The organism is Paraburkholderia sp. GAS448, assembly GCF_050435685.1.
Lineage (GTDB): Bacteria > Pseudomonadota > Gammaproteobacteria > Burkholderiales > Burkholderiaceae > Paraburkholderia.
In genome coordinates this window covers 83070-97933 of sequence record NZ_JBNDKT010000030.1, presented here as the reverse complement: position 1 = coordinate 97933, position 14864 = coordinate 83070, and the positions used below count along the sequence as shown (strand labels likewise).

General features: G+C 60.7%; 9 protein-coding genes and 1 pseudogene. 3 read left to right on the top strand and 7 right to left on the bottom strand.

Going from position 1 to position 14864, the window contains the following annotated elements:
* Positions 1–2581 (bottom strand): ESPR-type extended signal peptide-containing protein (locus P3T23_RS35970; RefSeq protein ID WP_429320819.1); only part of this gene is annotated, 2581 nt, incomplete at its 3' end.
* A 325-nt stretch (positions 2582–2906) separates the two neighbouring features.
* On the opposite strand from P3T23_RS35970, the pseudogene P3T23_RS35965 reads away from it, so the two are divergent.
* Positions 2907–3437, top strand: a pseudogene (locus P3T23_RS35965) (IS5/IS1182 family transposase); the annotation flags it as partial.
* Between the two features lie 446 nt (positions 3438–3883).
* Here P3T23_RS35965 and P3T23_RS35960 read toward each other — a convergent pair.
* A complete protein-coding gene (locus P3T23_RS35960) occupies positions 3884–4621 on the bottom strand; it encodes a response regulator (protein ID WP_429320818.1) in 738 nt (245 codons plus the stop codon).
* Between the two features lie 884 nt (positions 4622–5505).
* Positions 5506–8562, bottom strand: a complete 3057-nt coding sequence (locus P3T23_RS35955) for an ATP-binding protein (protein ID WP_429320817.1) — start codon at positions 8560–8562, stop codon at positions 5506–5508.
* A gap of 545 nt (positions 8563–9107) precedes the next feature.
* Here P3T23_RS35955 and P3T23_RS35950 point away from each other — a divergent pair.
* Complete coding sequence (locus tag P3T23_RS35950; RefSeq protein ID WP_429320816.1) at positions 9108–9959, top strand: class I SAM-dependent methyltransferase; 852 nt, start codon at positions 9108–9110, stop codon at positions 9957–9959.
* A gap of 124 nt (positions 9960–10083) precedes the next feature.
* Here P3T23_RS35950 and P3T23_RS35945 read toward each other — a convergent pair whose 3' ends face one another.
* From P3T23_RS35945 to P3T23_RS35935, 3 genes are read right to left on the bottom strand one after another with little or no spacing between them, the layout of a single operon-like run.
* A complete protein-coding gene (locus P3T23_RS35945; RefSeq protein WP_429320815.1) occupies positions 10084–10851 on the bottom strand; it encodes an amino acid ABC transporter ATP-binding protein in 768 nt (255 codons plus the stop codon).
* Positions 10851–11528: an amino acid ABC transporter permease gene (locus P3T23_RS35940; RefSeq protein WP_429320814.1), complete on the bottom strand. Its 678-nt coding sequence runs from the start codon at positions 11526–11528 to the stop codon at positions 10851–10853. The genes P3T23_RS35945 and P3T23_RS35940 overlap by 1 nt, the downstream gene beginning before the upstream one ends.
* Positions 11529–11554: 26 nt before the next feature.
* Positions 11555–12334 carry an amino acid ABC transporter substrate-binding protein gene (locus P3T23_RS35935; protein ID WP_429320813.1) on the bottom strand — a complete coding sequence of 260 codons (780 nt, stop codon included), beginning with the start codon at positions 12332–12334 and terminating at the stop codon, positions 11555–11557.
* Positions 12335–12764: 430 nt separating this feature from the next.
* Between P3T23_RS35935 and P3T23_RS35930 the strand changes: the two genes are divergently transcribed.
* Positions 12765–13271 carry a GAF domain-containing protein gene (locus P3T23_RS35930; RefSeq protein ID WP_429320812.1) on the top strand — a complete coding sequence of 169 codons (507 nt, stop codon included), beginning with the start codon at positions 12765–12767 and terminating at the stop codon, positions 13269–13271.
* A 98-nt stretch (positions 13272–13369) separates the two neighbouring features.
* Here the strand turns inward: P3T23_RS35930 and hydA are convergent, their stop codons facing one another.
* Entirely contained in the window at positions 13370–14821 is a 1452-nt protein-coding gene (gene hydA, locus P3T23_RS35925; RefSeq protein WP_429320811.1) for a dihydropyrimidinase, read from the bottom strand.
* Between the last annotated feature and the right edge of the window lie 43 nt (positions 14822–14864).

The window sequence follows — 14864 nt, the reverse complement described above, 5'->3', positions numbered from 1 at the left end:
TCGTGCCGCCCACCACGTAGCTCGGCGCCGAGACCGTACCGTCCGCGTTCACCGTCGAACCACCGCCCAGGGCATCAGCCACCGAGCTGCTCACGTCGAACAGCTGCGAGCCGTTCACCGCATCCACGCTGGAGGCGTTCACCGCACCGGCTGCCACGTTGTGGATCGCCACCGGCGTACCCGCGTTGCCCAGCGTCACGCTGTCGTGTGCCGACGTGTCGTACTGCACCGCGTTCTGGTCCGTGCCACCGCCGCTACCGGACGCCGCTGCCGCGATCGCGTCACCCACGTTCTGGTACGTCTCGCCGTTCACCGTATACGACGGCGCGACGATCGAACCATCCGCGCCAACGCTTGCGCCACCGCCCAGTGCCGTCGTCACATCCGTCAGTTGGCTTACGTTCACCGCGTCAGTAAGTCCCGTACCGGCTGCGACGTTGATGATCTGACGCTCAGACCCGACTGCGCCGACCGACACGGTGTTCGCACGATTCGTTGTCGAATTTGCGCCCAAAGCCACCGAGTTCGTCGCCAGTGCACCGACACTCGCCAAACGGCCGATCGCTACAGAATTCTGCGTCGCGACGCTGGTGAGCGTACCCACGCTGATAGCGTCTGCAACTTTAGCGCCCGCGCCATTGCCGATAGCAATCGCGTTGCTGGCGGTCGCCTGCGCAGTGAAGCCCAGTGCGGTTGATGATGCGCCAGTGGCGTTCGAACCGTTACCCACAGCCAGCGCATTGGTTTGAGTTGCCGATGAGTTGCTGCCGACCGCCTGCGCGTTCTGACCAATCGCCGATGCGCCCATACCGATCGCCATGGCGCCGCTGCCGTCTGCGGTTGACTGCGCACCAATCGCCGTAGCGGCGAAGCCACTTGATTTTGACATCGCACCAATGGCAATGCCGTAATTGCCCGACTGGACCGACGCGTTGTCGCTGCCGTCGCCAGCGCCATCCACTTGAACGTACGGGTCATTGCCTGCCACCGACTCGAGACCAATGCTGTCGAGAGGTTGAGCAGCCTGGAGAGGCTGAGCAGCCATTCGCGTGCTCAGCGCCGACACCTGGTCGCCGATGCTGCTAAGAGCCGACATCGTGCTCGCCGAGGCGCCACCAACCATCGTTTGCACCTGGCCCAATGTTGCGGCGTCGCTAGCTGCCGTGCCGTCGGCGACGTTCGTGATCCGGCGCTGCAGGCCGGCATTACCCACCGACACGGTGCCAGCCTGGTTCGCCACCGAGCCAAGGCCGATTGCCACCGAGTTGAGCGCCGTCGCGCTCGCCGCCGCACCCGAACCAAAACCGCCGATATACGGATTGCTGCCGCCGCCCGCATTGGCCACTGCCTTGTTCAGCTGGTCCACGTTGACCGCATCCGTGCCTGCCGTACCCGTCGCCACATTGCTCAGCGTCACCGGCGAGCTCGCACCCGTGCCGCCCAGCGTCACCTTGTTCTTCGCCGCGCCGTCGTACACCACCGCCAGCGATGCGCCCGTGGTCGGGTCAATCAAGCCACCGTTCTGCAGCGAGTCCTTCAGGTCCGAGACGTTCTGGTTCGTTGCGAACAGCTGCGAACCGTTCACCGCGTCCGTGCTCGATGCGTTCAACGCACCGGCTGCCACGTTGGAGAGCGTTACCGGAGCCTTCGCACCCGTGCCACCCAGCGTGACCGTGTTCTTCGCTGCGCTGTCATAAACCACAGCCAGCGACTGACCGGTCGTCGGGTCAATCACGCCACCGTTCGTCAGCGAGTCCTTCAGGTCGCTGATGTCGCCAGCGTTCTGCGTCACGCGGCCATCGATGTTGGCGACCGCATCGCCGACGTTGTTCACCGTCGTGCTGCCACCTGCCAGCGAATAGCTCGGTGCCGTGATCGTGCCATCCGTGTTGACCGTCGAACCGCCACCCAGGCTGTCCGCCACGCTCTGCGCCAGACCGAACATCTGCGAACCGTTCACCGCGTCATTGCTCTTTTCGTCCACCGCACCGGGTGCCGTCTCGATCGTTCCGGTGATCGTCAGGTCATTGATCGTGACGTGGTTAAGATATGTCTCGCCATTTACATAGAGGTCTCCGCCAATCGACATGTTTGTAGCATTCGACTTGTCGTCGTTAGCCCAGGCGAGGATCCGGTTCGTCTGAGTTGCCACATCCGAGACTCCACAAATCGGGCCAGGGTCGCTATTGCCTTTACTCTGATTGAAAAAGTTGGCGTCATTATTCGTGCCATCCTTGTCGGTCGCGTAGCCCACGGTGAGTGAACTCGCGCCATTGTAAACTCCATAGCCTAGATCAGTGCATTTCGCGGTGCCAGTTCCGGACCCCTCTCCAGTGGTAACAAAAATACCCCCCACATACGTCGCGGCGGCCATGGCCGAGGACACCCCTCCGCCGATAAGCGCGAAGGCCAGCCCGCACTCGAGAGCCAAACGTCCGCCACGCAGGCGGAATGTGGGAGACTCCTCCCTCGCCTCTACTTTTTCCGAACGCATGCCGCCGCGCGAGCACTGCGCATCCTCTCCCACGACAACGTATGCGGACCTTGCTCGGCTCCAGACCACCCTGAATATCTTGTTCATGACTCTTTCCAACCCAGTAAATTATGTTGAGTAAAAACGCTAAGAAATCGTCCTGCCATTTCACAAATGCATTTAGCAATACCAGGTCAGTTCATATATTTCTCTCGACGCATTTACAGGGTCGCATCGGGAGCACATTCCCATATTCGAAACGATTTGGCCTGAAACGGTTGCTATAACTCTGAACGTTGCTGGTGATTTATGCGCTAATCGGCGCTTAGGACGTAAACGAATTCTGATGCTTGCAATCTCATTGCAATGTAGTCCGCGTCCTATATTTGCGTCGGACTGGTCCGGAATTGACGTTTTTTGAATATTCATTAAGTCCATCGAAGCAGCGAAACGTGCTGGTGTGATCAAGGCCGCGAGCGTGAAGCGGGTGATCGTCGACACAACGGTGATGGAAAAAGCGATCGCCCATCCGACCGATTCGTGCTTGCCTGAGCGGTGTCGCGAACATCTGGTGAAGGCTGCGGCCCGCAATGGCCTGAAGCTGCGGCAGAACTACAACCGCGAGGCGCCGCGTCTGGGGCTGCAGATTGGTCGCTACGTTCGCGCGAAGCAGTACAAGCGCATGAGGAAGGCATTGCGCACGCTGCGTTCGCGCGTTGGACGGGTGATCCCCCAAGGGGACTTCCTTCGGGGCGTGCGCGACGTGGAGCGACAGGTCGCCCAGGTGGCAGACTCAGGCCGTGCTGCCCTGCTGGATCTGATCTACCGCACGAAGCGCGTCCTGGCACAGAAGCCGAAGGACAAGAACAAGCTTTATGCGCTGCACGCACCGGAAGTCGAGTGCCTGGCCAAAGGCAAGGCCCGCGAGCCGTGCGAATTCGGGGTGAAAGTGTCGATCACGACACGAGAAACGAATTGTTCAGGTCCGACGACTTAGTCGCAGCAAGAAGATGATCAGCGCGCAAAATCCTGGACGATGGAAAACTCCGCGTCGACCGGGTAGTCGATCGGCCGCGCTATGCGACCGAAAGCGAATGATCGCTTGGTCCCTGCAGACGTTCAGCAGCGAATCCGGGCGCGTCGGCCAGAAGACAGCAATCCACCGCGGCATATGATCCGTAACGGCGGTCATATCCGTGTCAGTTACTCCTTTGCAGGTAATGCCCCTCCCACTCGCGTAACATCTGTTTTCTACGCTGCGGAGACGCATACATGAAGTCGTTCATATTCGACAGAAATCGCATTTGCTCGCGTTTGGACAGCGCCCCGAACTTAATCAACAGTTCGCGTATTCTCGCAATGTCATCCGTATTCATGGTCGATCCTTAGCACGAATTTTTGCCATCGGCCCTAAATACGCAAAATGCCGCGGTGAAACTGCTGCGGCGCAATTTTGTCTCCCTCCACAACCGTTAAATTATTTGGGGATATAGTGGACGGCACGAGTCCGCTCTCGATCCCGTAACGCACCAGATCAGCGTCCCGCGCGATGCCCAGCTTGACCATTGCCGTGGTCTTTTGCGTACTGATTGTCTTTTTGCTGCGATGCAATAGCATGGCAATTTCCGTAACCGACATTCCAGACACAAAAAAACGCACCACGTCAAGTTCCCGCTTCGTTAGCGGGGAACCGGCCGCGCTGCCGCGGACGCCGGGTTTGATCGATGCGGCGATTGCCACCATCCGCGGTGACAGATAACGGCCATTCGAGTATGCGGTATGAACGGCCGTCGTCAGATGGTCAACCGAATCAGCTTTGCTCAGAATGCAATGAATCCCCATATCCAATAGCGAGCGCACGACCGCTGGACTCTCCAACATGCTCAACACAACGATTTTGAGATTCGGATAACGCTGGCTAATCAGGGAGAACAGCGCCAGGCCGTCACCATAGTCGCCCCCGGGCATCACATAGTCTGACACCAGCACGTCGCACGGGAGCCGGTCCAGCGTTGCAATAAGCGCTGTCGAATTTTTCGCAGCGTCGATAACGGAGATCGTGCGACTCTTCTCCAGGCCATGACGCACGCCCTCGAGGATCACAGGATGATCGTCAGCGAGAACTACGCGGATCGTCAATGAGTTCATGGTTGATTTCCATTGAAGGATGCAGCTGGACAGGATGCGGCTGGAATCATTCGGAGAGCCCAATTAATCAACAGCGGGCCACTCCAGCCATCAAGGTCGCCTTCAAAATGCGCGACCGGCTCCGGGATGGACATGCGCCGGACGGTGCGTCGGCGTCAGGATAAGGGCGCTAAGGGCCACGGGTCGCCGCACCTCCGTCACCTCACTGGAAGCTCACCGCAGTACGCATCATCACCAGGGGCACGTCCAGACAGCTGGCGCAAGTCACAAGGTAGATGAATCGCAAACGCGATCACGTTTTTGCCCGAGCCGACATCGGCCGCACCAGATGTCCCGTTCGAACGTCCGCGCGATGCCCCTTTTCGTACCCGCCGACGGCATCGCGAGCCATCGGCTCATGCGACGCAATCGCTCGCTTCAAACCGCACTGCGCGGCATGTACGTGAAACCATGATCGAGATGTACGTGACGGGAATGCCGGCCTTGGCTGCGCCTCACGGCAGATCCTGATACGATCGCTCGCGGAATGCGTAGCCAACATGGGGTTAAACCCACGCCTTCTCGTGTCGCACTCCTGAGGTATCTCTCTTGTATCGATGACACCAGAGAGACTTTATTCATGCGGCATCCCCCCGATAATAGGCCCAGTCCTATAAAATCATAAGAAATTGACAAATAAGCCTAATCCTATCTTTCTCGGTCAGGAACCCTGCCTATTTTCATTTTTCTTTTTATAAAAATAGGCCAGGCCTTATTTTCAGGAATGGTTTTCATTCGAGTGAGAGTGGACGAAAAATCGTCCAGGAAAAGCGCGCCTGACGGCGTTGCCGTGCTGACTGGCTACACGTCTTCGACCAGCCAGCGGCGGTCCGCGAGTACCGCAGTCACGTATCGATCTGCGCATCGGTCGCCCGCCTCGCGAGCGCTATCCAGGCAAGCGGTTCGAAGCGGGCCAACGCCTCACTCAACCCGGCGATGTCGTTGCTTCTGGCGAGCTGCTCCATCTCCTCGCAGGCGCTCGCCATCTCCGTCTCGTGAATCATGGCGAATGAGCCACGCACCGAGTGAAGGTGATCAAGCATCGTTTTCATGTCGCCCGAATTGAGGGCCTCGTGCAGCGTCGCCAGCGATTCCCCGAGCGAGCGGTTCAGCGCAACATACACCCGCTCGGGCAACGGACCCTGGGCAATGTCCTGTCTCGTCGACACGCTGCTAACGGGACGCCTGCCAGCCTCGTTGACCAGCCGACGCAGCGTCTGATCGATCGTGTCGAGCAGAACCGGCTTGAGCAGGACCGTGTCGATCCCAGCGCGCTCACATCGCGCGCGCTCCTCCGCTGCGGCATGAGCGGTAATCGCGATGATCGGCACATTCGCCTTCTGGGCCCGCAGGCATTGCGCCAGGGTGTAGCCGTCCATCCCTGGCATGTTGAGATCGGTCATGACCGCGTCATAGTGCCGCTCGTTAAAGCACCGCAGCGCCGCGCTTCCGCTGTCAGCCATATCTGCTTCGTATCCAAGCGTAGCGAGTTGCGCCACGATCAGTTCGCGGTTCGAAGCCTGGTCGTCGACGATCAGGACGCGAACCGCTTGTGCGTCGCTCAGCACAGGCTCCGGCCTGACAGGCTCTTCGTCGGCATGATCAGCCGGCGCGCCTGTATCAGCCCGGATCGGCAGCGTCACGACGAAAGTGCTTCCCTCATCGGGCTCGCTCCTGACCAGAATCGTGCCACCCATCAGCTCCGTGAGACGCCGGCACAGCGCAAGTCCAAGGCCGGTTCCGCCATAGCGCCGGGTGATCGTCGAATCCGCCTGGGTGAACGCATGAAACAGCGTCTCCTGCTGGGCAGGCGTCATCCCGATACCGGTGTCGATCACGCCGATCATGACTGGCGAGTCATCGGCAGTATCGTCTTTGAGGTATACCTCGAGCAGCACTTCGCCGGTGCTTGTGAACTTGATAGCGTTGCTAACCAGGTTGACCGCAATCTGCCTGATTTTCGTCGGGTCGCCGAGGTAGTGCGGCGCGAGCGAGTCGTCAACGAAGCACTCGAATTCGAGCCCCTTCTCACGCGCCATCGGAGCGAAGATCGCAGCGACCTGACGGATGGTGTCACCGAGATCAAAGCGGATTGTCTCGAGGGTCATCTGGCCGGACTCGACCTTCGAGAAGTCGAGAATGTCGTTAATGATGCCAAGCAGCGCGGTAGACGACGACGTGATGACCTGCAACCGCTCACTCTGCGACGACGATAGCGGCGAACGGCCAAGCAGTTCGAGATTACCCAGAATCGCATTGAGCGGCGTGCGTATTTCGTGGCTCATCATGGCGAGGAATGCCGACTTCGCCTGATTGGCCGCATCGGCTGCTGCACGCGCTTCATTGAGCTTTCGTTCGGTGTTCTTGAGGGACGTGATGTCGGAGAAGCTGCATAGCAGCACGTCACGCCCCTGGTATTTCGTCCGAACCAGACTGACCAACAGATCGTCGACGCGATCGTCCTTCAGTCTGAGAGACATCTCGAAATCGGACTGCCACGCGGGTGCCTCTTTGGCGCGGTCGTACAGGCCATGCAACTGGATATGCAATGGCGGTTCATTCGGGTGTGTGTTCGACTCGAAGGTTCGCATCAAATCGTTCTGCAGCAGCACGTCGCCGCGCTCGAACGATAGCAGTGCAAATCCGGACGGCGCCGCGGCGACCATGGTGCGGTTCAGGTTCTCGCTTTCGAAAACCCGCTGCGAGCGCACATAGCCCGGGGTGAATATCCGGTGATCGAGCAGGAGCAGGAGTGTCCACAAGAAAACTGTCACGAGCAGCATCGCCGCCGCGTAGCCTACGAGGCCTGGCCAAAGTTCGACCATAATCGTGCGCCAAGTGAAGGCGTAGACGAGCTTCCAGCCAGAGTTCGTCACTGGACCACTGGCAATGAAGAGACCCCTCAGATACTGGCGAGTCACTCTCGTGGATGGCGTGGCCGGCAGTTCCGAACTTAGAATCCGGTCTGCCAGCCCGCGGCCACCGCCCGTCGGACCCGTGTTAAGGAGGATCACCTTGCCTGCGGAGTCGATGATCATTGAGGCTTCGTCATGGCGTGCCGTGGCAAGATCTTCGAGCAGCAAACTCACGGGAACGTTGCGAACGACGACGAGAAATAGGCTTCCCTTCGCAAACGCGGGCATCACCAGTCTGAACGCGGGTTCCCCGCCGAACGGATCCGCCGCCGGCGGGAACCACACTGGATCACGATCCGCTAACAACCTGGCCTTAACTAGCGGGTCTGTCAGATCGCCAATGTCGGGCGCGATGCGGCGCACGAGTTCATCGACATTTTCCACGCCATTCGATTTGAGCGGGTCGCCAACCTTTGGGGCCGGAAAAATTACGATGAGGCGATGATCAGGTGCATATGCATATCCTGACGCACCAACGGGCTGCACCTTGGCGAAGGCGCCAAGGCGGTAGTTCAGCTCGCGCGCAAGCTCCAGATACCGGGCAACTTCCGGGTCAGGCGGCTGCTGGGTAATATCGCCCAATAGCATCACCGCGTCGAACCTCCGGCTCTGCTGCAGAACAATACGTCCTTGTTGCGCGGCAAACCTGTCGACAAGCCAGTCTGGCGCGCCGGGACGCACGTCCCAGCTCTCTTCTCCGTGCAGAACAAAGGACCGCAACAGGGTTTCGCGTTCGAGAATCTCCTGTTGCAGATGCGTCCTCCGGACGGCGAAGTCGGTGTAGCGGTGTACGATGTAATCGTTGACCAGCGAATACAGCATAACGCCGGTAAGCAACACTATGATCAACGAAATCGCAAAGCCAGCGCCGTAGAGAAACTGGCGCTGATAGCGACTCAGAACACTGGGCTCGTGATCTCCTGGCTCGCCTGCGGGCGCCCAACGCGCACCGTCATGCTCATTGGATTTCCTGATCTGCGATGGCATGATTGCCTTGCATCCAGAGGAAAAAAGGAGGGGCTTTCAGCATAATAAGGCTATTCTCAGCGTTCTGTCGCGGTATCGGTTTCGGCGGTCATGGCCTCGCATTGAGACGAACGGCATCATCCGCCCTGTCCCGACTGCCTGGCCTGCTGCAGGCCACTTGCAAGCGCTCGCGTGGCGCGCTGCTACCTCGCTCGCCAGATGCCTTCGATCAGGTCGGTGATATCGGCAATCTGCACCGAACACTGACTGCATAACCAGAATTCATTTAAATGTACGAAACGACTGGCGCTATGAAACGTGTGAGCTGGTCAAAAAGCAGGCGTTTTCGTATTGGACTCCAGCCTGATAAAAGTATCGGCGGCGACGAGAACGGGCTCATATTTGCCGACGTAATGCGACCGGAATCACGGTGGTCCGCCCCGGCCATTCAGGAGCCGCTCACTTCCCCGCAGCGGCGCCGGACATGCGCCTTCATATCGAGATGCACATATCGTTATGCGGTTTCCGTTTTTGTCCCGAACGGATCCCGTTCCATAATAGCCAGCATGACCACCTACTCCACGCCTATGCTCCGCGCGATGCAGTCCACGATCGCAGCCCTTTGCACCGCGGTTCTGCTCGCCGCGTGCGCCTCGCCCACGCCAGACATCAACGCGCTGGCCACCGCCGTGGCGAGCCCCCAACGAACCGACAAGGCGAAAGCGCGCGACGTCTACCGCCATCCACAGGAAACGCTCCAGTTTTTCGGAGTCGAGCCTTCGCAAACCGCGCTCGAAATCGCGCCGGGCGGCGGCTGGTACACGGACATCCTCGCGCCCTACCTGCATGACCACGGCACGCTGTACGAAGCGCAATATCAAAGCCCGTCGCCGGCGGCCGCGGAAGAAGAAAAGGCCGATCGCGAGGCGTTCGAACGCAAGCTAGCGGCAACGCCAGCGATCTTCGGTAACGTGGTCGACGGCACGCTGCATGCCGGTCAGTTCAGCGGCTTTCCGTCGAATGGCAACATCGACCTCGTGCTCACGTTCCGCAACATCCACAACTGGATCAAGGACGGCCAGCTCGACGCCAACCTGCGCGCCTTCTACGCGGCGCTCAAACCGGGCGGTGTGCTGGGTGTCGAGGAGCATCGCGCGCCGCCGGGCACGCCGGTGCAAAAGATGATCGAAACCGGCTATGTCACCGAGGCCTACGTGATCGAACGCGTGCAGGCCGCCGGCTTCGTGCTCGCTGGACGCAGCGAGGTGAACAGCAATCCACGCGACAGCAAGGATTACCCGAACGGCGTCTGGTCGCTACCGCCAACGTACCGCGGCGGCGACGTGGACCGCGCACGTTATGCCGCGATCGGCGAGTCCGACCGGATGACGCTGAAGTTCGTGAAGCCGTTGAATTGAGCGTCGCGGCTTCGTCAGTCCACTAGCAAACGAGACGCTGGCATGTCAGCGGTCATGCAGCCCCGACCGCCCCACTACGACGAACGGTGCATGCAGGCACGCTCCGCGCATCGTGCGTGTCCGGTTAGTCTTCCCAATCGTCCGGCAGCGTTTGCGTGAGCGTCGAAACGAAGGCGGCCGTCTCAGGCCGCTTCGGCCGGGTGAAAATATCGCGCGCCGAACCGGCCTCCAGCACCGCGCCGTTGTTCAGCAACACCACATCGCGCGCAATCGATGCCGCCAGCCGCAGATCATGCGTGGCCATCAGCATCGTCATGCCTTCCTTCGCGAGTTGCCGCAGGACATCGACCACTTCCGCCGCGAGCCCCGGATCGAGCGCCGAAGTGGGCTCGTCGCACAACAGCACCTCCGGCGAGGGCGCCAGCGCCCGCGCGATCGCCACGCGCTGCTGCTGGCCGCCGGAGAGCGTCGAAGGCCAGGCGTCTGCCTTGTGCGCAATGCCGACCTTGGTCAGCAACTCATGCGCGCGCTGACGGGCCCGCTCCCGGTCCCACTTCAGCACGGTAATCAGCCCTTCCATCACGTTCTCGATCACCGTGCGATGCGGAAACAGCTGGAAGTTCTGGAACACCATCCCGGTGCGGCGCCGGATAGCGAGCACGGCGTCGCGCGAGGGCTTTTCAGTGCGACTGAATTCGATCCGCTGGTCGCCGAGTTCGAGTGCGCCCGCCTCGGGAATTTCCAGCAGATTCACACAGCGCAGCAGCGTACTCTTGCCGCTGCCCGACGGACCGATCAACGCGGTGACATTGCCCGGCGCGAGCGACAGATCGATCGAATCGAGCACGCGATGATCGCCGAAGTACTTTTCGATTTTCTGTAGCTTGATCATCAGTTTCCGCCCGTGAATAGTGCGTGGCGGCCAAAGCGTTTCTCGAGCCGCACCTGCGCCGACGACAGCACCGAACTGAACACCAGATAGATCAACGCGGCTTCGGTATACAGGATCAACGGCTCGTAGGTCACCGAGGCGATGCGCTGCGCCGCCTGGAAGATTTCCGGCACGGTCAGCACGGCGGCAAGCGACGTGTCCTTCACGAGCGCGATGAACGAATTCGCGAGCGGCGGCAAGGCCACGCGCGCCGCCTGCGGCAGGATCGCGCGACGCAGCGCCTGGCCGCGCGTCATCCCCATCGAATAGGCGGCTTCCCACTGCCCCTTCGGGATCGATTCGATCACGCCGCGGATCACCTCGGAATTGTAGGCGCCGACGTTCAGCGAAAAGCCGATGATGGCCGCCGTCAACGGGTCGAGCACGATCCCGACACTCGGCAAGCCATAGAAGATCACGAACAGCTGCACGAGCAGCGGCGAGCCGCGAATCAGCCAGACATAGAAGCGCACGATCGCCACGGACCACGCAGGCCCGAACAGCCGGATCAACGCGACGACGAACGCCAGCGCGAGACCCAGCACGAATGAAACGATCGTGAGCGGGACGGTGAAAACCAGCCCCGCGTACAGCAGGGGCCCCAGCGACTCACCCATCAGATGCAGCCAGGCCGGCATGATTCAGGCTCGCTCCTTTTGTTGTTTTACTGCGAAACGTCTTTACCGAAGTACTTGTTCGAGATCTTGTCGTAGGTGCCGTCGGCCTTCATGTCGGCGAGCGCCTTGTTGATGGCAGCCTGCAACTCCGGATTGCCCTTGCGAATGAGCACCGCCGACCTGTCGCTGTCGCTGGAGGTGTCAAGCGCGACGATCTTCACTTTCGCATCAGGCTTGTGCTTCTTGAAATCGAGGAACGACAGCGAATCGTTGACCGTCGCATCGACGCGGCCCGAGGTCAGCAAATCGATCGATTCGTTGAAGCCCTGCACCGGCACGACTTCCGCGCCATGCGCCGTAGCGATCTTGCCGAAATTGCTCGTCAGCGTGTTGGCCGATTTCTTGCCCTTCAGGTCGTCGAAGCCCTTGATCGTGCTGTTGTCCGAACGCACGATCAAGGCCGCGTGCGACGTGATGTACGGATCCGAGAAATCGTACTTGGCCTTGCGTGCGTCGGTGACCGCCACTTCGTTGATCACGGCATCGTAGCGGTTCGCGTCGAGGCCGGCAATCAGGCCGTCCCACTTGCCTTCGATGAAGTCGGCCTTCACGCCCAGACGCTTCGCGATTTCGCGGCCGATCTCGACGTCGAAGCCGGTCAGCTGGTTCGATGCGTCGTGAAACGTGAACGGCGCGTACGTGCCTTCCGTGCCGATCTTGAAGGCCCCGGCGGCCTTGATCTGCGCGAGGCCATCAGCGGCGAATGCCGAGGTTGCGAAGGCAGCCTGCAGCAGGCCAATCAACAGCATGGATCGAATCGATTTCATCTCGGTGCTCCCGTTGTGGTGTTTGGTATGGCGTCCGGCCTCCGCAATGCTACCGGTCCGAACAGTGCAGCGGACTGTAGCAAAGACCCTATATTTCTACAAAGCATTTCGATGATGATGAATATTGCTCAAGGTAATAAAGGGCCTCATACACAAGTCCCTGTCAGGACAGCCCGTTTTCTTGCGATTTTTCGAAGCACGCGACGAAGAGCGGGCCGAACGGGTTGCCCGGGCGCACGTCGCGCAACTGTTGTCGAAAATATTGCAGGAAGCCTGACGGCGGGTGTCAGACCAGAACCCCGGAAGCTGGCCGGAGGCGCACAGGATAACGGCAAAGGTGGGACAATCACGACCCGGGCTCGCGCCCGACGCCGCCCCATACGCAGTTCGCGCGAGCCATCGATGAAATGACCATGCAGGGTGTCCAGGTATGTTCCAGGGAACTGTCTCCACCGCGTTGCCCAAACGCGACTTCTACGACGAACTGGCCGCTCAGGCGCGCGCGCTGCTCGCCGGCGAAACCAATCTCGTCGCCAATGCCGCGAATCTCTCGGCGCTGCTGTATCACACGATGCCGGATCTGAACTGGGCCGGATTCTATTTCCTCGTCGACGGCGAACTGGTGGTCGGCCCGTTTCAAGGCAAGCCTGCCTGCGTGCGCATCGCAATGGGCCGCGGCGTGTGCGGCCTGGCCGCGCAGACGCGCCGCAGCCAGCTCGTGCCCGACGTTCACGCGTTTGCCGATCACATCGCGTGCGATGCTGCGTCCCGCTCGGAAGTGGTCGTGCCGCTGCTGATGCCCGATGGCACCCTGCTTGGCGTACTCGACCTCGATAGCCCGCTGCCCGCCCGCTTCACCGAAGAAGACCGCGACGGCGTCGAAGCGATCGCGTCCGTGTTTGTCGCGACGCTCGCTTCTTCCGATACCGTTTCGTAATCGCCGCCGCTGGTTGCCTGTTTATCGTGAGTCACGGTGGCCAGCGCCGCGCGGTCGTACCGCGTGCCCCTGCCGTGTTTCGTGCAATCCGCGCACGCTCAACGCGCGACGGGCTCCACCGCCTTCAACCGGTTGGCGACACGCACGGCTTCGAAATACGCTGGATTGGGCGGCCGCTTCAGATAGCGTCCGGCGCCGCGCTGCGCGCGCAGGTCGCCATTGACCCACGCAAGATGCCCCCGCGACAGCGTGTGCGTTGCGACGCCCTGCACCGTCATCCCTTCGAACACGTTGAAGTCGACGTTCTGATGATGCGTCTTCACGGAGATCGTGCGCGACGCCTGCGGATCCCAGACCACCAGATCCGCATCCGCGCCCACTGCGACCGCGCCCTTGCGCGGATAGAGGTTGAAAATCTGTGCGGCATTGGTCGATGTGACGCGGACGAACTCGTTCGGCGTCAGCCTTCCTGTGTTCACACCGTGATGCCACAGGATCGACATCCGGTCTTCCACGCCGCCGCAGCCGTTGGGAATTTTCGTGAAGTCTTCGCGGCCCATCGCTTTCTGCGATGCGCAGAACACGCAGTGATCGGTGGCCGTCGTATGCAGATGGCCGCCCTGCAAGCCGCGCCAGAGCGCATCCCGGTGTTCCTTCGTGCGGAACGGCGGGCTCATCACATGCGCCGCTGCGCGGCCCCAGTCGGTATCGCGATACACCGATTCGTCGATCACCAGGTGCCCCGCCAGCACCTCGGCAAACACACGCTGGCCTTCGCCATGCGCGCGGATGACGGCATCGAGTGCGTCCTTCGCCGAGACGTGCACGATATAGACGGGTACGCCGAGCACCTGGGCAATACGGATCGCGCGATTCGCCGCTTCCCCCTCCACTTCCGGCGGCCGCGACAAGGGATGCGCCTCCGGCCCCGTGAAGCCGCGCGCCAGCAGCTTACGTTGCAGCTGAAACACCAGTTCGCCGTTTTCCGCGTGGACAGTCGGCAACGCACCCAGTTCGAGCGCGCGCGAAAAGCTGTTCACGAGGATCTCGTCGTCGGCCATGATCGCGTTCTTGTACGCCATGAAGTGCTTGAAGCTCGACACCCCGTGTTCATGGACCAGCGTGCCCATGTCGCGATGCACCGTCTCGTCCCACCACGTCACGGCGACGTGGAAACCGTAATCCGCCGCGGCCTTTTCCGCCCAGCCACGCCAATCGTTGAATGCGGCCATCAATGGCTGGCGCGGCGACGGAATCACGAAGTCGATGATGCTCGTCGTGCCCCCCGCGAGGCCGGCCGCCGTGCCGCTATAAAAGTCGTCGCTCGCGGTCGTGCCCATGAACGGCAGTTCCATGTGCGTATGCGGATCGATGCCGCCCGGCATCACGTATTGCCCGCCTGCATCGATCACCGTTGCGCCAACCGGTGCTTCGAGGTCCATGCCGATCTGCGCAATCGTGCCGCCTTCCGCGCTGTCATGACACAACACGTCGGCTCGCCAGGTCTGGTTGGCGTCGACCACCGTACCGCCACGAATCAGGGTTGCCATGCTGCCTCCTTCTGTTGAATCTTCATTTCAGCGCGAAGTGCGA

Excerpts from the sequence above, each read along its gene's own strand:
- P3T23_RS35960 (WP_429320818.1), bottom strand. The coding sequence starts at position 4,621 with ATGAACTCATTGACGATCCGCGTAGTTCTCGCTGACGATCATCCTGTG.
- P3T23_RS35955 (WP_429320817.1), bottom strand. The coding sequence starts at position 8,562 with ATGCCATCGCAGATCAGGAAATCCAATGAGCATGACGGTGCGCGTTGG.
- P3T23_RS35950 (WP_429320816.1), top strand. The coding sequence starts at position 9,108 with ATGACCACCTACTCCACGCCTATGCTCCGCGCGATGCAGTCCACGATC.
- P3T23_RS35945 (WP_429320815.1), bottom strand. The coding sequence starts at position 10,851 with ATGATCAAGCTACAGAAAATCGAAAAGTACTTCGGCGATCATCGCGTG.
- P3T23_RS35940 (WP_429320814.1), bottom strand. The coding sequence starts at position 11,528 with ATGCCGGCCTGGCTGCATCTGATGGGTGAGTCGCTGGGGCCCCTGCTG.
- P3T23_RS35935 (WP_429320813.1), bottom strand. The coding sequence starts at position 12,334 with ATGAAATCGATTCGATCCATGCTGTTGATTGGCCTGCTGCAGGCTGCC.
- P3T23_RS35930 (WP_429320812.1), top strand. The coding sequence starts at position 12,765 with ATGTTCCAGGGAACTGTCTCCACCGCGTTGCCCAAACGCGACTTCTAC.
- hydA (WP_429320811.1), bottom strand. The coding sequence starts at position 14,821 with ATGGCAACCCTGATTCGTGGCGGTACGGTGGTCGACGCCAACCAGACC.